At 66.7% G+C, this 19,635-nt stretch carries 19 protein-coding genes; 6 read left to right on the top strand and 13 right to left on the bottom strand.

Annotated elements, in window-relative coordinates; all coding sequences use genetic code 11:
- Positions 1 to 34: 34 nt before the first annotated feature.
- Positions 35 to 2,566 carry a hypothetical protein gene (locus tag ACE7GA_RS00970; RefSeq protein ID WP_376094363.1) on the bottom strand — a complete coding sequence of 844 codons (2,532 nt, stop codon included), beginning with the start codon at positions 2,564 to 2,566 and terminating at the stop codon, positions 35 to 37.
- A gap of 641 nt (positions 2,567 to 3,207) precedes the next feature.
- On the opposite strand from ACE7GA_RS00970, the gene ACE7GA_RS00965 reads away from it, so the two are divergent.
- Entirely contained in the window at positions 3,208 to 3,684 is a 477-nt protein-coding gene (locus ACE7GA_RS00965; RefSeq protein WP_376094360.1) for an Hcp family type VI secretion system effector, read from the top strand.
- A gap of 52 nt (positions 3,685 to 3,736) precedes the next feature.
- On the opposite strand, the gene ACE7GA_RS00960 is transcribed toward ACE7GA_RS00965, so the two are convergent.
- The 7 genes from ACE7GA_RS00960 to ACE7GA_RS00930 form a co-directional block, all read right to left on the bottom strand.
- Entirely contained in the window at positions 3,737 to 4,168 is a 432-nt protein-coding gene (locus ACE7GA_RS00960) for a hypothetical protein (RefSeq protein WP_376094357.1), read from the bottom strand.
- Positions 4,165 to 5,442 carry a site-specific DNA-methyltransferase gene (locus tag ACE7GA_RS00955; RefSeq protein ID WP_376094354.1) on the bottom strand — a complete coding sequence of 426 codons (1,278 nt, stop codon included), beginning with the start codon at positions 5,440 to 5,442 and terminating at the stop codon, positions 4,165 to 4,167. The genes ACE7GA_RS00960 and ACE7GA_RS00955 overlap by 4 nt, the downstream gene beginning before the upstream one ends.
- A complete protein-coding gene (locus tag ACE7GA_RS00950; protein WP_376094351.1) occupies positions 5,439 to 5,906 on the bottom strand; it encodes a hypothetical protein in 468 nt (155 codons plus the stop codon). Before ACE7GA_RS00950 ends, ACE7GA_RS00955 begins: the two co-directional genes overlap by 4 nt.
- A 376-nt stretch (positions 5,907 to 6,282) precedes the next feature.
- Positions 6,283 to 9,036, bottom strand: coding sequence for a hypothetical protein (locus ACE7GA_RS00945; RefSeq protein ID WP_376094348.1), 2,754 nt, complete (start codon positions 9,034 to 9,036; stop codon positions 6,283 to 6,285).
- Positions 9,036 to 9,275 (bottom strand): helix-turn-helix transcriptional regulator, encoded by a 240-nt coding sequence (locus ACE7GA_RS00940; RefSeq protein WP_376094345.1) that lies wholly within the window; start codon positions 9,273 to 9,275, stop codon positions 9,036 to 9,038. The genes ACE7GA_RS00945 and ACE7GA_RS00940 overlap by 1 nt, the downstream gene beginning before the upstream one ends.
- 139 nt (positions 9,276 to 9,414) lie before the next feature.
- A complete protein-coding gene (locus ACE7GA_RS00935) occupies positions 9,415 to 10,302 on the bottom strand; it encodes a hypothetical protein (RefSeq protein WP_376094342.1) in 888 nt (295 codons plus the stop codon).
- Positions 10,303 to 10,309: 7 nt separating this feature from the next.
- Entirely contained in the window at positions 10,310 to 11,473 is a 1,164-nt protein-coding gene (locus ACE7GA_RS00930; protein WP_376094339.1) for a hypothetical protein, read from the bottom strand.
- A gap of 397 nt (positions 11,474 to 11,870) precedes the next feature.
- Between ACE7GA_RS00930 and ACE7GA_RS00925 the strand changes: the two genes are divergently transcribed.
- From ACE7GA_RS00925 to ACE7GA_RS00905, 5 genes are all read left to right on the top strand, one after another.
- The gene (locus ACE7GA_RS00925) at positions 11,871 to 12,383 is read left to right on the top strand and encodes a DUF2924 domain-containing protein (RefSeq protein WP_376094336.1); all 513 of its coding nucleotides are present in this window, start codon (positions 11,871 to 11,873) and stop codon (positions 12,381 to 12,383) included.
- On the top strand, positions 12,380 to 13,741 hold the full coding sequence (locus ACE7GA_RS00920; RefSeq protein ID WP_376094333.1) for a recombinase family protein: 1,362 nt from the start codon (positions 12,380 to 12,382) through the stop codon (positions 13,739 to 13,741). Before ACE7GA_RS00925 ends, ACE7GA_RS00920 begins: the two co-directional genes overlap by 4 nt.
- Positions 13,738 to 14,133 carry a hypothetical protein gene (locus ACE7GA_RS00915; RefSeq protein ID WP_376094330.1) on the top strand — a complete coding sequence of 132 codons (396 nt, stop codon included), beginning with the start codon at positions 13,738 to 13,740 and terminating at the stop codon, positions 14,131 to 14,133. The genes ACE7GA_RS00920 and ACE7GA_RS00915 overlap by 4 nt, the downstream gene beginning before the upstream one ends.
- A gap of 505 nt (positions 14,134 to 14,638) precedes the next feature.
- Positions 14,639 to 14,986, top strand: a complete 348-nt coding sequence (locus ACE7GA_RS00910; RefSeq protein ID WP_376094327.1) for a hypothetical protein — start codon at positions 14,639 to 14,641, stop codon at positions 14,984 to 14,986.
- A 30-nt stretch (positions 14,987 to 15,016) separates the two neighbouring features.
- The gene (locus ACE7GA_RS00905) at positions 15,017 to 15,169 is read left to right on the top strand and encodes a hypothetical protein (RefSeq protein WP_376094324.1); all 153 of its coding nucleotides are present in this window, start codon (positions 15,017 to 15,019) and stop codon (positions 15,167 to 15,169) included.
- Between the two features lie 430 nt (positions 15,170 to 15,599).
- On the opposite strand, the gene ACE7GA_RS00900 is transcribed toward ACE7GA_RS00905, so the two are convergent.
- From ACE7GA_RS00900 to ACE7GA_RS00880, 5 genes are all read right to left on the bottom strand, one after another.
- A complete protein-coding gene (locus tag ACE7GA_RS00900; RefSeq protein WP_376094321.1) occupies positions 15,600 to 17,408 on the bottom strand; it encodes a DUF2326 domain-containing protein in 1,809 nt (602 codons plus the stop codon).
- Positions 17,408 to 17,587 carry an ABC-three component system middle component 8 gene (locus ACE7GA_RS00895; protein WP_376094318.1) on the bottom strand — a complete coding sequence of 60 codons (180 nt, stop codon included), beginning with the start codon at positions 17,585 to 17,587 and terminating at the stop codon, positions 17,408 to 17,410. Before ACE7GA_RS00895 ends, ACE7GA_RS00900 begins: the two co-directional genes overlap by 1 nt.
- A gap of 46 nt (positions 17,588 to 17,633) precedes the next feature.
- The gene (locus ACE7GA_RS00890; RefSeq protein ID WP_376094315.1) at positions 17,634 to 18,578 is read right to left on the bottom strand and encodes an ABC-three component system protein; all 945 of its coding nucleotides are present in this window, start codon (positions 18,576 to 18,578) and stop codon (positions 17,634 to 17,636) included.
- A 272-nt stretch (positions 18,579 to 18,850) separates the two neighbouring features.
- Complete coding sequence (locus tag ACE7GA_RS00885) at positions 18,851 to 19,264, bottom strand: HI0074 family nucleotidyltransferase substrate-binding subunit (RefSeq protein WP_376094312.1); 414 nt, start codon at positions 19,262 to 19,264, stop codon at positions 18,851 to 18,853.
- The gene (locus ACE7GA_RS00880) at positions 19,242 to 19,508 is read right to left on the bottom strand and encodes a nucleotidyltransferase domain-containing protein (protein WP_376100554.1); all 267 of its coding nucleotides are present in this window, start codon (positions 19,506 to 19,508) and stop codon (positions 19,242 to 19,244) included. Before ACE7GA_RS00880 ends, ACE7GA_RS00885 begins: the two co-directional genes overlap by 23 nt.
- Positions 19,509 to 19,635 lie beyond the last annotated feature (127 nt).

The following is a 19,635-nucleotide window of genomic DNA, read 5'->3' as shown; positions in this document are numbered from 1 at the left end:
GTCACTCGGCTTCCGTCCTCACCACCTGGCCGGTTCAGTAGAACGCGAAGTCGGCGGCCGAGAGGGCGGGTCGTCCGACGAGGGTGGCGAGGAGGGTGAGGCCGCCGTCCTCCGTCCCGTTCGCGTCGTGGAAGAGCCCCCCTGTCGCCCCGCTGTAGAGGAGCGTCGGCGCGGTGGTCGCGGCGAATGGCACGTCGGCGGACACGAAGGTGACCCCGGGCACGACGCCCGTCAGCCCGAAGGCCGCCGCGTTGAGCTGGATCCGGTCCTCGCCCGGCGTGAAGTCGAGGAGGGTGTCGCCCGTGTTCACCGCCCCCGCGAAGGCGTCGGCCAGCCCCTCGAAGCGGAACAGGTCGGCGCCCGCCCCGCCCGTCAGCGCGTCGGGCCCGTTGCCGCCGATGAGGATGTCCGCGCCCGCCCCGCCCTCGAGCACGTCGTAGCCCGCCCCGCCCGAGAGGATGTTGTCCGCCGCGTTGCCGAGCACGACGTTGTCGCCCGCGTTCCCCGTGCCGTAGACCGCGGCGCCGAGGAGGACGAGGACCTCGACGTTCTCGGGCAGCGTCAGGTCGGCGGTGGAATAGACCGCGTCGATCCCGCCGCCCGCCTCCTCCACGATCGTGTCGAAGCTGCCGTTGACGGAGTAGTTGTCGTTCCCCGCCCCACCCGCGAGGACGTTCGCCGCCTCGTTCCCGACGAGGACGTCGTCGCCCGCGCCGCCCGTCAGGTTCACCGCGGCGGTTCCGATGACAACCAGCGCCTCGACGTTGTCGGGCAGGGTCGCGGTCACGCTCACGTAGAGGACGTCGAAGCCGCCGCCCGGCGCTTCCGTCACGACGTCGCCCGCGTCCTCCACGACGTAGGTGTCGTCGCCCGCCCCGCCCGCGAGGCTGTCCACCCCCGCACCCCCGGTGAGGGTGTCGGCCCCGTCGCGCCCGACGAGGAGGTCGTCGGCAACCGTGCCGGTGAGGGTGTCGCTGAAGTCGCCTCCGAAGGCGGCCGAGCGGAATCCACCCGCCGTGCGCGAGACCGCCGCGGTCGGCTCGCCGTAGATCACCGTGCTGCTGCCCGCGGCCGAGCGGCCTGACGGGGCGGCGTTATAAGCTCCGATCACGAGGTCGGCGTAGGAGTCGCCGTCGAGGTCGCCCGCGGAGGCAACTGAGAGGCCGCTGAGATCACCCCCCGATGCCCCGTCCACGCGGAAGCCGTCCGCGGCCGAGAGGCTCGCGAGGTCCACGTTGCTAAAGCCGCCCGCCTTGCCGAACAGCACGTAGCTGCTGCCCGCAAACGAACGCCCGGACGGGTCGGCGGCGTAAGCTCCGATGACGAGGTCGGCGTAGCCGTCGCCGTTCACGTCGCCCGCGGAGGCGACGGAGACGCCGCTAAAATCACCGGCCGCCGCGCCGTCTATGCGGAAGCCGTCCGCGGCCGAGAGGCTCGCGAGGTCCACGTCCGCAAAACCGTCCGCCTTGCCGAACAGGACGTAGCTGCTGCCCGCACTCGCGCGCGCGAACGGGCGGGCGTTGAAGGCGCCGATGACAAGGTCATCGTAGCCGTCGCCGTTCACGTCGCCCGCCGATGCGACAGAGTAGCCGCTGAAGTCACTTGCCGACGCGATGGAGGAGCCGCTGAGGTCCCCCATCGCCCCATCAACGCGGAAGCCGTCCGCGGCCGAGAGGCTCGCGAGGTCCACATTGCTAAAGCCAGCCGCCTTGCCGAACAGCACGTAGCTGCTACCCGCGAACGCGCGCCCGGACGGGCCGGCGTTGTAGGCCCCGATGACGAGGTCGGCGCAACCGTCGCCGTTCACGTCGCCCGCGGAGGCGACGGAGTTACCGCTGTTGTCGCCCGCCGCGGCCCCGTCCACCCGGAAGCCGTCCACCGCCGAAAGGCTCGAGAGGTCCACGTTGCTGAAGCCGCCCGCCTTTCCGAACAGGACGTAGCTGCTGCCGGCGCCGCTTCGTCCCAATGGATCTGCGCTGTAAGCCCCCACGATCAGGTCGGCGTAGCCGTCGCCATTCACGTCGCCCGCCGACGCGACGGAGTAGCCGCTGTTGTCGCCCGCCGTGGCCCCGTCCACCCGGAAGCCGTCCGCGGTCGAGAGGCTTGCGAGGTCCACGTCCGCGAAGCCGGCCGCCTTGCCGAGCAGCACGTAGCTACTTCCCGCGAACGGGCGCTCGGACGGGCCGGCGTTGTAGGCCCCAATAATGAGGTCGGCGTAGCCGTCGCCGTTCAGGTCGCCTGCGGAGGCCACGGGCCGGCCGCTGAAGTCACCCGTCGCTTCCCCGTCCACGCGGAAGCCGTCCACCGCCGAGAGGCTCGCGAGGTCCACGTCGGCGAAGCCGGCCGCCTTGCCGAACAGAACGTAGCTGCTGCCGGCGCCGCTTCGTCCCGATGGGTCTGCGCCGTACGCCCCCACGATCAGGTCGGCGTAGCCGTCGCCATTCACGTCGCCCGCGGAGGCGACGGAGACGCCGCTGAAATCACCAGCCGCCGCGCCGTCCACGCGGATGGCGCGCGTGTCGCTCGTGATCGAGGCGAGGTCAATGACGCCCGGGATGCCAGTCATGGGTCAGGTGTGCTCAGAGTCCCGCGCCACAACCGCCCCACGCGGCTCGGATCGGGTGAGCAACCTTGCGTGGTGCCGTCGCGGCCTGTCCAGCACGGGGCGGCGGCACCCGGCTCTTACAGCGTCGAGGATGGCGCCCTGAACACAGTGGGGCGCGGTGGCACGGCTCCCGTGTCGGCCGGCAGAACGGCAACAGCGAGGGTTCGTCCGACGTTCGGGCCAGTTCAGCCACGAGGGCACTCACGGACATCGTTACACGCGGTCAGCCCGGTGTCTCACGCTGGGGCGGGCCTGCCCCAGTCGTCCTCGCGCCCACCCCTCCATGTGGTGATCGAACGCGTTCCCGCGTCCGCTTCCGAGCAGACGCTTGCGCCGGCAGATCGGCTGTTCTGGTCGCTGAACGAACCTTCTACCGCGACCCCGACGCCTCTGTCCCAGAGCCGGGGGGCTGTTCACGACCGAGCAACGGTCGTTGGTCGGTGTTGAACAGGGTCACGGAGGGAGGGTGCCGGCTTCAGGTTGCTACTGGCCTGACCTGAGCATCATGACACGCGTGACACACCGCGGCGCACGACGACACAGCCCCAAGGCGCGGGCCGGGTATATCGCCTTCAGACACACCAGTCCGAGGAGATCAGACCATGGCGATTTTCTTCAAGTACGAAGGCCTCAACGGCGAGGTCACGGCAGTGGGCTACGAGAAGTGGGTCGAGGCCGGCAGCCTCCAGTTCGGCGTCGGCCGCGGAGTCTCCATCGGCTCCGGCGGCGGCTCCAAGCGTGAGGCCTCGGCCCCGTCGCTCTCCGAGTTCGTCATCACGAAGTCGATGGACAGCTTCGACCAGCTCATGCTGAAGGAGGCGATCGGCGGCGAGGCGAAGAAGGTCGAGATCCACATCACGCAGACCGACGGCAAGGGCAAGCACGTCGCCTTCCAGAAGTACAAGCTGGAGCGCGTGCTGATCTCCTCCTACTCGCTCTCGAGCGGCGGCGAGCGGCCGGCCATCTCCGCGTCCTTCTCCTACGCGGCGATCGACAGCGAGTACCTGAACATCGACGACAAGTTCAAGTCGACGACGACCGGTCACGTCACCTACGACATCTCGAAGGCTGACGTCTGACGCGGAGTGAGCGTTTGCGCGAGCACGGCCGGAAGGCTGTGCTCGTCGTCGATCACTCGGCCCGGCCCTCGATGACCTGGCGGTAGACGCGCGCGGCCTCGTGGGGGTCGTCCGGGAGCGGGCGAGCGAGGCCTGCAAGGCGCCCGGCAATGCGCCCGCGTACGTCGGCGGCGTCGATCGCGCCGGCGGCGTCCTCCGACCCACCCGGGGCCTGCTTCTCACGCCAGCCGGCACGTGCCTTCATCCAGAAGATCGCGGCGGCAACGGAGCCGCCCTCGGTGGCCATCCGGAACAGCGACTGCCCGACCTTGGCGGTGGCCTCGATCGAGCCTCGCTCCAACTCGCGTCCGAAGTGCTTCCGCAGCGTTTTCGGTGAGACCTCGAGGAGCGTCGCGATGTCGTCCTGCGGCACGCCGTAGCCCGACATCGCGCGAACCGTCCGGCGCTGCTCCTCCGTCGGCTCGAAGGGGACACCCTGGCTCACGCCAGTGCGTCCGCGGCATGTGCGCCGGCCATGGCCCGCTCCGCCGCAACCTCGGCGTAGGTCGCCCCCGTCGCCTCAAGGCGCGCCGTCCCGCCCGTGAACGCCGCCCAGCGCAGGAGGGCGATGTCGACGTAGGCCGGCGATAGCTCGACGGCGTGGCACGCGCGGCCCGACTGTTCGGCGGCAATGATCGTGGTGCCCGACCCCGAGAACGGCTCGTACACCGCCTGGCCCGGGGAGGAGTTGTTCTCGATCGGCCGCTGCATGCAGGCGACCGGCTTTTGGGTGCCGTGGACCGTGTCAGTGTCCTGGCCCCGCGTCGCGATCTGCCACAGGGTCGTCTGCTTCCGATCCCCCGACCAATGGCCCTTCGCGCCGTCGCGGACCGCGTACCAACACGGCTCATGCTGCCAATGGTAATTGCCGCGCCCGAGGACGAGGCGCTCCTTGGCCCACACGATCTGCGCCCTGATCTGGAACCCACACGCGGTAAGGCTCTCGGCGACGGTCGCCGCGTGCAGGGCGCCATGCCAGACGTAGGCGACGTCGCCGGGGAACAGCGCCCAGGCCTCGCGCCAGTCGGCGCGGTGGTCGTTCAAGACTTTCCCCGTGCGCGCGGTCTTGCTGCCCTCCAGTGCCCCGTTGCGCCAGGCCGGGTCGTACGCCACGCCGTAGGGCGGGTCCGTCACCATGAGGTGCGGCCTGACCCCGCCCAGCGCCGCCTCGACGACGGCCGGGTCGGTGCAGTCGCCACAGACGAGGCGGTGGCGGCCGAGGAACCAGACGTCGCCGGGGTGGGAGACGGGCGTCTCGGGCGGGGGAGGGATCTCGTCGGGGTCGGTGAGCCCCGTCGTGGGCAGCGCCAGGAGGGAGGTGATCTCCTCCTCGCCGAACCCCGTCAGGCCGAGGTCGAAGCCGAGATCGCCAAGCTCCGTCAGCTCGAGACGGAGCATCTCCTCGTCCCATCCCGCCGAGAGGGCGAGGCGGTTGTCGGCGAGGACGTAGGCCCGGCGCTGGGCGGGGGTGAGGTGGGCGAGTTGGAGGGTGGGCACCTCCTCCATCCCGAGCTGCCGCGCAGCAAGGAGGCGGCCATGGCCGGCGATGACGCCGCGCTCGCCGTCCACGAGCACGGGGTTAGTCCAGCCGAACTCGCGGATGGAGGCGGCGATCTGGGCCACCTGGGCGGGGGAGTGGGTGCGGGCGTTGCGCGCGTAGGGGACGAGGTCGGCGACCCGCATCGGCTTGTAGGGCGGAAAGTTGGGGCAGCCGGTCATGCCTCCCCTCCCTCATGGCGACGCGGCACGCTGATCGTGAGCGGCCTCGCTCCCTCGCGCGGATCGGGGAGGCGGCGCGCGGCGGCGGGGATGAGCGGCACGCCGTCGGGGCGGGGGTCGACGATGTCGCGGATGATGACCTTGATCTGGGGCTGCTCGAGCGGCCGGCCGTCGGGGCCCGAGACCTCATGGACCTGCTTCTCGCGCCAACCGGCGCGGGCCTTGAGCCAGAAGATCGAGGCAGCGACGTTGCCGGGGGTGGTGGCCTGCTGGAAGAGACACTGGGCGACCCGGGCGTTGGCCTCGGTCGCAGCGGTGTCGAGCTCGTGGCGGTAGACCTTCCGGAGCGTGCGGTCGGAACAGCCGACGACGCGGGCGATGTCGGGCTGCGGGATCCCGAAGGCGGCCATCGTCTTGACGACGCGCCGTTGCTCTTCGGTCGGCACGTACGGGGGCTGCGGCATCAGCGCGCGCCGTTGTAGGACGGGAAGGGTGCGGTGCTCGTCGCGAGGAAGGCGGTCTCGGTCATCCCAGGGTCCTGCGGAGCACGATGCAGATTACGACGGCGGGCACCACCGGCGGGAGATGACACGTCTACGCGCGACTTCCTTTGTTTGCGCTCGATGTGGTTCAGTGTGGCGGTCTCGCCGGCGGCAACGGCTCCGACGCGCGCTGCTACTGGTCAGCCTTGGTGGGTTTGGTGGGTTCAGGTGGGTTTACCGGCAGACCCCTACGTAAACTGTCACGTGTACAGATACATGCATGGAGGTGAAGTGGAAGCTCCGACAGTTCTCGCGGGGTAGTGGCGCGACATCCACCTAAATCCACCAAACCCACCAATCACGCGGCCTCCCGCTGCTCGGACACCACGGCCTCCAATTGCCACTGCTGGTTCCCAGCGCTGAGGCCACGCTTCTTGAACCGCCGTCCCCCGACGATCCGCCCGTCCTGCGCAGCGAGCCACTTACCGAGACGCCGGCCGTTGATCGCCCCTCCGTCGCCGGCGACCGCAAGCAGCGCTTCCCGGAAGTCAGGATGCCGGAAGGCTAGGCGCGCCGGCGGCAGCGCTCCCAACGCGGTCACAGTGACCTGATCTGTCGCAGCCTCGATGATCTCGCGCACCACGACCTTCTGGCTGCCGAGCACCTCGCCCCAGTGCGTCATGACCGCAGTCAGCGCATCCAGGGTCGGGTCGGCGCCACGGATCGACTCCATCGTGTCCACCGGATCGGCGAGATCGAGCCAGACCATCGCGTCGCGCACAACGCGGCTCCATGTCTCGAACGAGCCGAGAGGATCGCGCTGTTGCGGACACCCAGCGACGTGGAAGGCGCGCAGAGCCGTCAGCGCAGCGACGAGGTAGCGGGCGCGGTCCGCGCGGACCTGGGCGACCGGATCCTGCGCGAAACGCCGCAACTCCGGCCGCTCGCATCCCGGATCCAAGCGGCAGATGACGGCCCGGCGGGTCATGTCGCCGATGAGGACGAGGTTGTTCCCGGTGGCGGTGATGAGGGCGTTGGTTGGGAGCTCCGGGGTTTCGGACCGGCCGAGAAGCCGGGTACGGGCGGTCGTCTGGGTGAGGACGGTGCAAAGGAACTCGCCGCCGAGCGGCGCCTCGCAGTTGTCGATGGGAATGACGGTCTCGCCGGCGAGCAGGAGGGAGCCGATGCGCTTCTCGAACTCCTCTTCGGTCTTGCCCTGGGACATGACGGCCGCCTCGCGGCCGGTGGCGACGAGGCAGGCGAGGTCTACGAGCTTGGATTTGCCCGAGCCCATGACCGGCGCCGTGAAGGCGTGTAGCGGGGCCGTCGGCAGGGCACGACGGATGCATCCGGTCAGGATGGTGGCGAGAGCGACGGAGCGGTCAGCGTCCGATACGAAAGGAAAGGTCTCGATCAGGCCGAGCAGGATGGAGATGGCCTCGCGCGCCTCGTCCCAGCTCGGCTCCGCGGGGATCGGTGGAAAGCGGGTCGCGCCCGTCTCCAGCAGGAGACCGGTGACCGGGTCGTAGCCGGAGGCCGCGAGGAGCGAGCCGTCGGCGCGAAGGGTGGGTGCGTTGATGAGCCCGGTCAGCACTGGCAGGCGCCAGCGTCCCTTGCGCTGCCGGTAGGTGGTGGCGACCTTCACCGGGGCGTCGATCGGGATCCAGTTCTCGGACCGCGCGTCGAACTTCTCCCAGTCGGCGGCCTGGGTCATGGCCTCGGCGAGGGCGTGCTCCTCAACCTCGAAGATGCGGCGCGCGGTGACCTCGTGCTCAGCGGCGGTGCGAACCATGACGGTGCCAGGTCGCACGATGAACGGTCCCCTCTGGTAGAGCCCGAGCTCGGCGCGCAGCAGGGCCTTCTCGGCCGCGTCGACGACACGCGGGATCGTACCTCCCGCGACGCGGATCAGGGGGCGTCCCTTGTCGGCCGCGGCGAGATACGTCGGATTGGTCAGATCCTCTACCGTGAGCCAGCCCGCGGCGAGCATCCCCTGCAGGAAGAGCAGGCGATCCCGGCCATCGCAGTGGGCATGCCGGAAGTGGACCACGAAGCCCCGGCTGCTGCTCTCGCTCGCGTTCACGGCGAAGGTGGCGAGATCGTCGCCGGCCTGGGTGTGCGCGGCCTCGTTGACGCAGCGGAGGTGGTGTCGGGCACCCGCCACGCGGCCGTGGAGCACCCGCGGCGAGCGGGCGCGGAGGGCGGTCACGATCTCGAAGCGACCGGCATGCTCCCGCGCCCAGGCCCGGAGGTCGATCTCCTCGCCGGTCTCGCCATCGACGTGGGAGAGGATGTCGCCGGCAGGCCCTGTTCGACGGCGCTGCCTGCGTGCTCCGTGCTCCTCGGTGGTGCGGCCGGGTCGCGGCCGGGCGGGCAGCCCGAACAGGTCGCAGGCCGCACCGTCGAGGAGCGCCGTCTCCGGCGCGGGCCCGTCGGCGGGGCGGCGGGGCAGAAAGAACAGGCGCGAGGTGTCGGTGCAGGCCTGGTCGTGTTCCAGCCCGAGCGCCGCAGCCAGCGCCTCGATCCGCTCCCGCCAGGCAGCGTTCGCCGCCCCCTGGTCATCGTAGCCCGCAGCAACCCACGGCCGCAGCAGGGGCAAGGCGATGCGGAACTTTGGGCAGGGCGCGTGACCGAGCACGACCTGCTCGTCGCCCTCGTCCGCGATCCTGGCGTTCTCGGCCACATGCGGGAGCATGCCCTTGGCGAGGAGGAAGGCCTTGGGCGTCGCTGCGTCCTCGGGCGCGTCCCGAAGGAACCGGTCCCAGTTGCCGCGGCGCACCGTCGTGCGGGTCGTGAGGTGGGAGTGGGTCGAGGCGATGGCGGTGGCCCAGCCTCGGCGGGCGAGGGCGGCGCCGATCTCGTCGAGCGTGTGGCCGCAGTCGCTGTCGAGCAGCACGACCTCGATCCGCGCTGCGTCGTTCTTGTGCCGCCGCGTGCCGCTGAAGGTGGCGGGCACGATCCCGGTCCCCTCCTTGGCCCCGACTTCGTGCGTCGTTAGCAGCCGGGCGAGGTCGGCCCACGGCATGGTGCGCCGGTCCGTCCACGGCCCGGTCTGGGTGTAGTGGCCGAAGGTGCAGGTGACTTCGGGCAGTGGTGGCGTTGCGCCGTCCATCACCCCGGGATCCCGCGCGCGAAGCGGTCGGGGCCGCTGAGGTGGCGCTCGGTCTCGGCGGTCGCGACGCGGCGCTGGGCCGCCTCGTAGGCGAGGACGTCGTCCTCGCGGTAGGCAACGGAGCCGCCGATCTTGAGATAGGCCGGACCTTGGCCGAGCCAGCGCCAGCGCTCGAGCGTGCGGGGGCTGATGCCCCAGCGCTTTGCCAGGGTGGCCTGACGGTAGAGGACGGGGGACATCGTCGTGTTTCTCGCGGTCGGGTGAATGACTGCGGGGAAGGTCGGGGAGGGGGCGCCAGAAGGTCCCCAGAAGGATTCCAGAAGGATCGCCAGAAATTCGTCAGGGCACGATGCGCCACAGTCCTCCGCGGGTTTGGATTTAGGCCTTCAACTCCTTCCAGCGCTTGGCGCCGAACAGGCGGTCGGGGCCACCGAGATGGGTGAGTTCGCCGACAGGAAGGCCGCGTTCCTCCTGGTAGGCGTCGACAAGGGCGCGGATCGCGGCGACCTGCCGCGGCGAGGTGAAGGTGAACCGCTGCTCGCCGTTGATCGTCAGGGTGCGTCCGTCCGGCGAGAGCGCGACCGGCCGACCGGCGTCGCGCGTCGGGATGCCGCCGAACGTCGCTACGAGGATGTCGCTCGACACGGCAAGGCCGTGCGGCGCGACGAGGACGTCGCGCAGCGAGATCACCGACGCTCCGGGAAGGTCTAGTCCGTCGAGCCGGTCAGCCCGTGTGCTCGTCAGCAGCAGGCACAGGCGGGGGTGCATCCGGGTGGTGAGGGCCGCCTGGACCTGTCGCTGCACCGCCCGGTCGCCGAGGCGCCGCGCGAACCAGAGGGGATTGCGCTGCGGCTGCCGACCGAGCCGGATCTCGCCGAGTTCCCAGGCGTGCCCTTCCACCCGCTCGTGCGGCGGTCCCGCTGTCAGGACGTCGAGGTCCGCGGTCACGGCGGCCAGGAGCGCCGGCATCGCGACCCTCTGCCGCAAAAGCCGCTCGGACGGGACAAGGACCGGGCCTGCCGTCGGGCTGAACGCCGCGAGGCCGCCGAGCGTGTCCGACCAGAACAGCGACACAGGGACGTCCTCGTCATCGCCCGGCGCCACGGCCGCGTCTTCGTGCCCGTCCGGCATCAGAAACCCTGCCCCGACCAGGAGCCCGGCTTCCTGCTCCCGCATCGCCGCCGCGGCGGCCGACAGGTGCGGGTCTCGCTGCTCCATGAGGGTGAGAAGCAGATCGACGGCCCCCGGCGTCAGGGCCGCCGACACCGGCACGTCACAGGTCCCGCAACAGTCCCCAACGCCGAAGGTACTTCTCGCCGACGAGGCGCTCGCGTTCCGTCCGGTCCTTCAGGTCACAGCCCTTCGGCATGGAGATGCGCACCGGCAGGGTGCGCTTGCCGCGACGGCCGGGAGTGCCCCGGAAGGTGATGGTGAACTGCGCCTGGACGATGAGGTAGTTCTCGATGCGCCGCCCCTGATCGCGCAGCCGCTCCTCCGCCATCTCCCAGATGCTGCGGTCCGTCCCGCGCCGACACTCCAGCGTGAGCCGCTCGGCACCGCTGTCGTAGGGCATGAGCCGCAGCAGCCCGACCCGCACTCCTTCGATGCCGTCCTCGGGATCCGTCGGGAAGGTGAAGGGCTCGCGCAGCGGCTGTAGGCTGTACTGCCGCACGCGCAGGCGATCGCCGAGAAACAGGCTTCCGAGCAGGTGCTCGGCGAACAGTCGGACCAGCTCCTCGCGCGTCTCCGCGGCGTTGGCGACCACCTCGACGGTGCCGCTGTCCGGCTCGTAGGTCAGTGCCGCCTCGATCACCGGGCGCATCGCCCGGCGGTCGAGCTTGCCTCCGACGAACTCGCGGATGTCGCCGGCGCGGCCCTCCCGGTAGATCGCGACCTGCACGAGGGCGGCATCGTCGGCACCGAGCACGGGGCGGGCGCGGTCGCAGATCTCGACATGGACGTGACGGCTAGCGAAGCGCTCGGCGATGGCCTTCTCGAAGGCGAGCAATGGCGCGCCGTCGCGGGCGACGCTGCAATCGGGCTGCAGCACGAAGCCTTCCCAGAGGCGGCCGTAGCGCTTGTCGTCGGCGAAGCGGACCTCCTCGGCATGCTGGAAGGCGGTGAGGTCGTGCTGGAACATCCAGAGGGCTCGGGCGTGGCCGTTCTCGAGGTCGTCGAGCACGGCGCGGGAGGCCGCGACGGAATACAGCGCGGCCTGACCTGGCTCGTCGGCCATGGCGCCGACGCGCTCGGCGTCGGTGATGACCTTGTCCCGCAGCTCGTGCTCGAGGGCGTCGACGGCACGCAGCAGCGGCGCGACGACCGCGTGGCCGGGGCCGTCCCAGGGGATCTCGGGCGGGAGGGGAGCGGCGGCATCGAAATAGCTGCGAAGGGAGGCGGGTGGAGTGGAGCGAAGGAACTGGGCGATGGTGGGCATGGAACCTCGGTCGCATCGGGGGCTGCGAATCGGCCTGGCAAGGACAGGCCGAGGCGAATTAGGACTGAATGGCCCACGCTTTACTACTCATTCCTTCTAGCCTCCCCGATCTCAGATTGTTTTCCGTGTTGGTCTGGGGACCGCCCCGCCATTCTCGCCTCCGAACCATGGCGACTATCACCCCCAAGCCCGACCCCCTGATCCATCTCCCCCCGCACCTGCGAGAGGTGTGCACCCTGCTCGCGGCGGGGCTGCTGCGGCTCCGTGCCCACACCGCCGAGAACTTCGCCCGCGACGCGGCCCGAGAGGCGGATGCGGTCGGGGCTGCCGGAGAGAGTTCGCTACACTTCCGGCGCGAACGGAGCGGTGGTCGCGGTCGTCCAACTCGGAGGGCCGCATGACGAGAACCGCCAAGAGCACGCCGGTCGGGGAGGAGATTGCACCTCCCCTTCCCGCATTCCCCACCATCCCCCGCCACGAGGTGCTGGCCCGCCTGGCCGCGCTCCGGACCACGCCGATCGGCGACCTGAAGGCGCAGTGGCGGACCCTGTTCGGCAAGGAGCCGCCGCCCTTCAGCCGGAGCTACATCGAGAGCCGGCTGGCCTACCGGATTCAGGAGCTCGCCTACGGAGGTCTGCGCCCCGAGACCCGGGCCCGCCTGGAGGCGCTCGGGGAGCGGCTGGACGGGGGCAACGTCGTGCTCCGGCGCATCCGGGCCGACAGCCGGCCGCTGCCGGGGACGCGGCTGGTGCGGGAGTGGCAGGGGGTGGAGCACGTCGTGACCGTCCGGCCGGACGACTTCGAGTACGAGGGCCGGCCGTACCGCTCGCTCTCGGCGGTGGCGCGGCACATCACGGGCACGCGCTGGAACGGGTGGACCTTCTTCGGGCTGCGGGGAGCCGGAGCATGAGGCACGGGAGGGGAGCCGCGGCGGTCGGCGCGATGCCGGCGACTGTGAGGAAGCTCCGGTGTGCCGTCTACACCCGGAAGAGCACGGAGGAGGGGCTGGAGCGGGAGTTCAACACCCTCGATGCCCAGCGGGACGCCTGCGAGGCCTACGTCGCCTCCCAGCGTCAGGAAGGGTGGGTCCTCCTCCGCGACCGCTACGACGACGGGGGCTTTTCGGGCGGCACCCTCGAGCGCCCTGCCCTGCAGCGCCTCCTGCGGGACGTCGAGGCGGGGCGGGTGGACGTGATCGTGGTCTACAAGATCGACCGCCTGAGCCGGTCGCTGATGGACTTTGCCCGCTTGGTCGAGACCTTCGAGGCGCACGGGGTGACCTTCGTCTCGGTGACCCAGAGCTTCTCCACGACGACGAGCATGGGGCGGCTCACGCTGAACGTCCTCCTCAGCTTCGCGCAGTTCGAGCGGGAGGTGATCGGGGAGCGGATCCGGGACAAGTTCGCCGCCTCGCGCGCCAGGGGCATGTGGATGGGGGGCAAGGTGCCGCTCGGGTACGAGGTGCGGGACCGCAAGCTCGTTCCCCATCCGGACGAGGCCGCCCGGGTCCGGCGCGTGTTCGCCCTCTTCGCCGAGACGGCCTCGGGCGTCGACACCGCGCGGCGGCTGCAGGCCCAGGGCACCACCGCCCGCTCCGGCCGTCCCCTCGACAAGGGGGACGTCTACAAGCTCCTGAACAATCGGACCTACCGGGGCGAGGTGGTGCACAAGGGGCAGGTCTATCCGGGCGAGCACGAGGCGATTGTCGGCCAAGATCTCTGGGACCGAGCGCACGCGATCTTGCAGGTCAGCCCGCGCGCGCGTTCAGCCGCGAACCGGCAGCACGAGCCGGCGCTGCTCAGGGGGTTGCTGTTCGGGACCGACGGGCGGGCACTGTCGCCGACGCACACCAGGAAGCGGGGGCGCCTGTACCGGTACTACGTCGCGCAACGCGTGCTGAAGGGCGACGCGGACGTGGAGGAATCAACACTGGTCCGACGCGTCTCCGCGGAGCAGATCGAGCGGGTGGTCCTGGACCAAGTACGGAACCTGCTGCGCCAGCCGGAGATCGTCGCGGGCACCTGGCTCGCGGCGCGGGGCGACGATCCCAACTTGACCGAGCACGAGGTCCGGGGCGCGCTGCAGCACTTGGATCCGCTATGGGACGAGCTGTTCCCCGCGGAGCAGGGGCGGATCGTGCGGGCGCTCGTGGAGCGGGTGACCGTCTCCAGCGCCGGCGCGGACATCCGGCTGCGGGTGGACGGTCTCGCGGGGCTGGCGCGGGAGATGGCCCGACCCGCTGCTGACGAGCCGAGGGCGGCCGCATGAGCGCCCACCGGCAGAGCATCACGGTCCGGGTGCCGCTGGGCTTCCGGCGTCGGCCCGGGCGCAAGACGGTGGTCACGCCGGTGCGAGACGAGGGCAACACCACCGCGATATCGACGCGTGCGGACCCGGCGCTCGTGAAGGCACTCGCCCGGGCGTTCCGGTACCAGCGGCTGCTGGACGAGGGGCGCTACGCCTCGATCAGTGAGATGGCCCGGGCGGAGCGGATCGAGCGCGGGTATCTCGGGTCGCTCCTGCGGCTGACCCTGCTCGCGCCGGTGATCGTCGAGGTGATCCTGGATGGGCGGCAGGCCGAGGAGCTGAACCTGCCGCGGCTGCTGAAGCCCTTCCCAATCGAGTGGGCTGACCACCGTTCGGCGGGAGCAAGGGGCTAGGCTGCCTCGCGTCACGGCTCGCTGGTCAGCCTGTGACCATCCTGTCGCAGACGCGTTCAGGAGGGAGGTACGGCTCCGACGGTGCCGGCCGGTTCGCCACCCGGCGCGGGAGCGGGACGTGAAGCAGGTCAGGGCCGCCACCGCCACAACTCCATCCGAGCCGTATGTCGTCGGTGGGCGGATCTTGCCGCCAGGTTTCCTCGCCGTCGCGCTGGCGGGCTGGCTCCTCTCGTCCGCGCCGTCCGACGCCGCAGGCGAGGGACGCCCGACCGCACCCGGCCGCAACGCCCTGGGTTCGACCACCTGGACCGATCCAGGTGGACCACCTTCCGCTCCCATCCCTCACGCCCCCGCGCAGCCCGCACCCGCGGAGGCCGCCCGTGCGACCCCCCCAGCCCCGCGTGGACGACCCTCGACAGAGGGCGGTCCCATGGTGGCTGTGCGTCCCCCCAACGTCCCTCCTCGCCCGGAGCCTGAGGTGCCGGAGTCGGATAGCCTGACGTCCGTGGCGACCCGGGAGACCTTCCGCGGGACGACCTACAACGAGACGCTCGGCCGTTCCGGCGGGCTCCGCCTCGTCGTGACGCGCACGGGCTCTGCGGATGCGGTGGTGGTGCGGTTCGACGCCTTCGGCGGTCTCATCGGTGCGGGACAGCTCACGGGCCGGCTCTTCCGAGACGGCCGGCTTGTCGCGTCGGGCACGTTGATGATGGGTCGGAACCCGTTCGCGACGGAACTGGAGGGGGTGATCTCGGGCGACAGGCTGGCCGGAAACGCGTTCTACAGCCGGGTCACTGAACTTGGTATGCGGCCGAGCATCACGCGGGGCACCTTCGAGGTAAGGCGGGACTGACCCCGCTCCACCACTGGCTCGCGCGCGCGAATGCTTTTGCCGCCTGACCCGACGCTGGTGACGGCGCTGGCCCGGACGTTCCGGTGGCGGCGGCTGCTCGACGAGGGGCGGTATGGCTCGATCAGCGAGATGGCCCGGGCGGAGCTGATCGAGCGGGGTATCTCGGGTCGCTGTTGCGGCTGACGCTCCTGGCGCCCGAGATGGTCGAGGCAATCCTCGACGGACGTTAGGGGGAAGGAATGGACCTGCCGCGGCTGCTTATGCCGCTCCCCTCGGAGTGGGAGCTGCAGGGCACGCTGCATGACTGACGGGCAGCCATCGTTGCGAGCGCCCCGGAACTGGTCCGATGTGCGCCCATCCCGGTCGCAGCTTCTGGCCGTGCATTGGCCAGAAGCAGCAGTTCGTTCAGCTTCACCCATCATTGCTCAAGCTGAGATACGGATCGTGTCAGTGGGCACGTACATTACCCGCGAGGAGACCGCGGCAAGGTCGGCGGGTTGACGACCCGCCGCCCGTCTGAAACTCTTGGTCGCTTGTTCCATCCGACTTATCCTGACCGAGAGGCCACAGCCATGTTAAACTCCCACGACGCCGCAACACGGGAGCGCTGCCGCTAGAACTCCGGGATTTTAAACAAGCGCCCGGTATCCCCTTCATCATGTAAGCGCAGAACAATTTCATCGTTGAGAAACGGCTGCCGCTTACCAGCTGCATTACGCGGCATATCGGCATCAATGAGCGTCATAATATACTGCGTTTTTCCTCTAGCGATTTGCTCTCTTATTATCTTCAGAAGCGCTTCCTTTTTGCGATTATCGAGGGCTTCTAGCACACCATCATGATAAACAAAATGGAAGAATGGAGCATCCTCGTAAACCTTAAGAAGTGCGAGATCAAATAGCGCAGAAATCAGCTTCTTATAGCTCGTGCCATCACTCTGGCTGGATGCTTTACCGAGCTGCCCTTTCTCCTCGAGACCGATCTCATAAATCAAATTATGATTACTGTTGAGCTTGAAATAGAACAGGCCGTTATGATCCAGGACATGCTGGCAGTATTGGTTAAAGATGCCGCGAAATCGCTCCACGATCGGCGTCTGCTTGTTGAGTAGAACCTTAAGCTCATCGACGAGGCGCCCACGCTCGCGCTCAAGCTCCCGGACCTGGCGGGCCGTCTCCGCCAAGAGTTCGAGCTTCTTGCGTTGCTCGTCCCGATAGATGAACTGGGCTCGCCGCTCGCCAAGGAGCTTCTGCAACTCCTTGAACTTGGCGAAGGTGTCTGTGGTGCGTAGGGTCGCAAGGCTGCGCTGGCGGTCTGCGTCCAGCACCTCGCGTCTCGCCTGCAACTCCTCTGCGCGGCTCTCGAGCTCACGGCGACGGCTGCGCAGCGCCACGTCGCGCTCATGCGTCACCTTCTTGTTGAACGCGATGAGCTCCTCATATTTCCGCTTTAGTGCATCGGGAAAATGAAGTTTTGTCTCTTCGAAAACTTGAGCGATTTCCCTGAGGTCGAATTTATCTTGATGATCGAGTGCGGCAGTAATCTGCCGGATATCATATCGGACATCATACAGCTCACCATTAATATCTGAGATTTCCGCCTCAATACCATTCACTAAATCTTCCATCAGGCGACGCTCTTCCGCATCGAACTGGAAGGCATCGAGCTGGGTGGAGATGCTGTCGATCTCCTGTTTTAAGGCACTCATCTCGGCCATTAGGGCAGGAAGGTCATCCTCCTTAAACTGTACCTCTGTCTGCTGCTCCCGCAGCTTCTGATTGACCGAGTCGATCTGCTCGTCCAACTCGTATTTGCGTACGAATATGTTATTGTTGAACCCGAACAGATGCGCGACAAACGGCTTCCAGGCCGAGTCCTTACCCTGCATAAACTTGCGAAGCTGTAGCTCATCGCTCCAATCGTCCTGCGAACGCAGGAAATATGTAATCGCCTTGCGGTAATCATAGGGCTTGAGGATACGCAAATCGAGCCATGCGTCGAGCAACTCGCGTGCCGCTTCGAAGCCCAAGGCGCGATGGCCCCATATGTCATCCGGGGCGTCCGAGAAATCCCGACCTCCATCTGCGTGGCGCGTCATCCAAATCTCAGATGGCTCTTCGACGGACCGGCGAACCGTTGCGAAGTCGCCGGCGTTCAGCGCAATCTCGAGGAAGAATACAAAGCCGCCAAAGCGCTCCTTACGCTTAGCAAGGAAGAACTCAGGCGACATGCCGCGCAACATAAGAAAATCAATTAGGTGCAGTAGCGTCGTCTTGCCAAGGTTATGCGAGTCGCGTTTGCGATCGGTTGGCCTTCGCACCTCGCCGATGATAACATTGAGACGCGAGGCATCCGCGCGGACATTGAAGTCGATTGGATCGAAGATTTCTGACTTATTGGAGTAGACTCGGCTTATTTGCATTATTCAGACAGATATTCGAGTGTATCATTTTGGATGTGGTACTCGACGCGCCCAAGCAGAAAGAGAAAGCTCAGCGCCGGCAGGAACATCATCTCTCCATTTGCGCCGATGCGCTTAATAACGCGTTGCTTAAGTGTCGTCATCTCGATAGCGCCGCGGCGATGCAGCTCCTTCAGCATAATCGAGGCCACACGCAGTAGCGAAGAGTCTAGGTCGAGATGCTTCCTAGGCGTCAGCATCGGCAACCTCCGGTTCTGCTTCTACGGTCTTGGAGCCAATATCACAGTGAAAATACATATAATGTAAAAGGATGCTTACTAAGCGGCGGCGACCACGCAGGCCCTCGCGCCGCTCCTGAACTTCCTCATACAGGAATCCGAACACATGGTCAAAATTGGAGAACTCAGCGCGATGAATAAGGATCTTCTGTTTGAGCTCGCCGGCCGCATCCGCGTAGAGATTGGCGAACTCGCGATTGCGGGGATTTGCGAGGAAGTCCTTGATTTGCTGGAAGTGCGGGATGGAGTCCGCCTTAATGACCTGCTCAAAATAGTGTTCGCTCAAACCATTTATATCGTTCTTGTCCTTGATTTTAATCGACTCGAAGTCATAAGCGCTTGAGAAAGCTGCCACGCTGCCTGTGCTCGTATAATCATGAAATGCATGAATAACTTCGATCAGCTCGCCTGGATCAAAGCGAAAAGGCGATGCATCTTGTCGCGTTGGCAAATGCTTTTGAAGCGCAGCCTGCTGCTCGAGGAGTTTATGGATATACTCTGTGCCGAGTATATGCGCGCTCTTCAGTCCAAGCGCCAGAAGATCCTTGACAAGCCGCACATCTGCGCCGCCCGTATATTTCCGATTTGTAAATACAATATAGTGATCGCAGATGCCGGCCTTAATAAGAAGTTTTATCTTGGCGTGCTCTTTCTTGATGAGTCGCGCAAAATCTTTATCAGAGCATGACTTGTCAGGTGCATTCACATGCTTTGCCTGCAATACAACATGGCCAATCAGCGGGCTTGCCGTGCTGGGGAAGCGCTCGGCTGTGCCATGAAACTTTCCGTCGCGGCCACCATCCTTTCCCGGCGCGAAGGGAGCAACACCGTTCCCGAGCAGGTGGGTCGCCATGTGGACGGCGAGCCCTTCGAACTCGTCGTCGTTGAGCATATAAAGAAAAAAATCCCTCCTCATCGTGGCTTGAGGCCATAGTTGCAGGCCAGCGATGGACGGTGCTTGCGCATTGAGTACAGTCTAAACGGCCGGCGCGTAGCCAAGTCAAGATGAGCTGGTGCGCCAGTCGAACTGCTCTGCGCCGGTTATGATGATTGCTCGGATCGCGTTGGTAAAGGCTAGGGCGGAGACCGGTCGTTCATCGCTAGTGAAGAACAGCTTGGGAGCGCAACGTCGGCTGCATGCTGTCTGGTTAGGGAAGGCTGCAATCAGGTACCCTCGATCACATCGCGATAACGTGCCATCAGAAAATCCAGGGTCGCTCGAAGTGTCGGAGTTACCTTTACGATATCATTGTAATTTTCTTCCAGAAGTTCTTCTGCCAAGTAAACATGTGATGTGCTGTTTCTCTGTTCGAGCATATCTAGCCAAAGTCGCTCATCGTGCAGCCAGCCAACCTGAAAAGCTTCTTTCAGGCTCTCGCGCGGTGACTTTGGGTGAAGGCCTTCGTATTCCAGCGCACGCTTCAACGTTTTCCACATTAGCTCGATTGTGGTTTCAAATCGCTGTACTGTACCCTCGAACACCAACTCACGGTCTCGGGGTATCGTGAGGGCGCGCTCTAAGTTTGCGACCACCTTATCTAGGTTCTTAAGACTGTCAGCAAGCTTCCGAGCGCTCATAAATCAGACTTCCGAGTTGAAGGACGCGATCGCGTAAGGCTTGTGGCATCCCTTCTAGCAGTGAAATTCCAACTTTGTAAAGCGTTTGCGCCTGACCGGCCCTATCCCGAATGGAAATTAGCTCCAATCTTGTGAGGCTGGGTGCCGAAACGGCGAGGTCAACGTCGGACCGACTACTGTGATCACCTACGGCCCGAGACCCGAACACCCAGATCTTCTCTACGCCAGATACTGCAGCAATCATCAGAACTACTGCAATTACACTTTCGGGTATATTATTGGTGTTCCGAAGTACAATTTCCGACATGTCCGTGTCGCTCCATAATGCGATCTCCTGAAGGAGGCCCAGAGTGCGAAAGCCTGCAAGGTGT

The sequence above is a fragment of the Roseomonas sp. CCTCC AB2023176 genome, assembly GCF_042259275.1.
In the GTDB taxonomy this organism is placed as follows: Bacteria; Pseudomonadota; Alphaproteobacteria; order Acetobacterales; family Acetobacteraceae; genus Roseomonas.
Note: the sequence above shows the minus strand (reverse complement) of the source record. Positions and strands in the feature narration are given on the sequence as shown.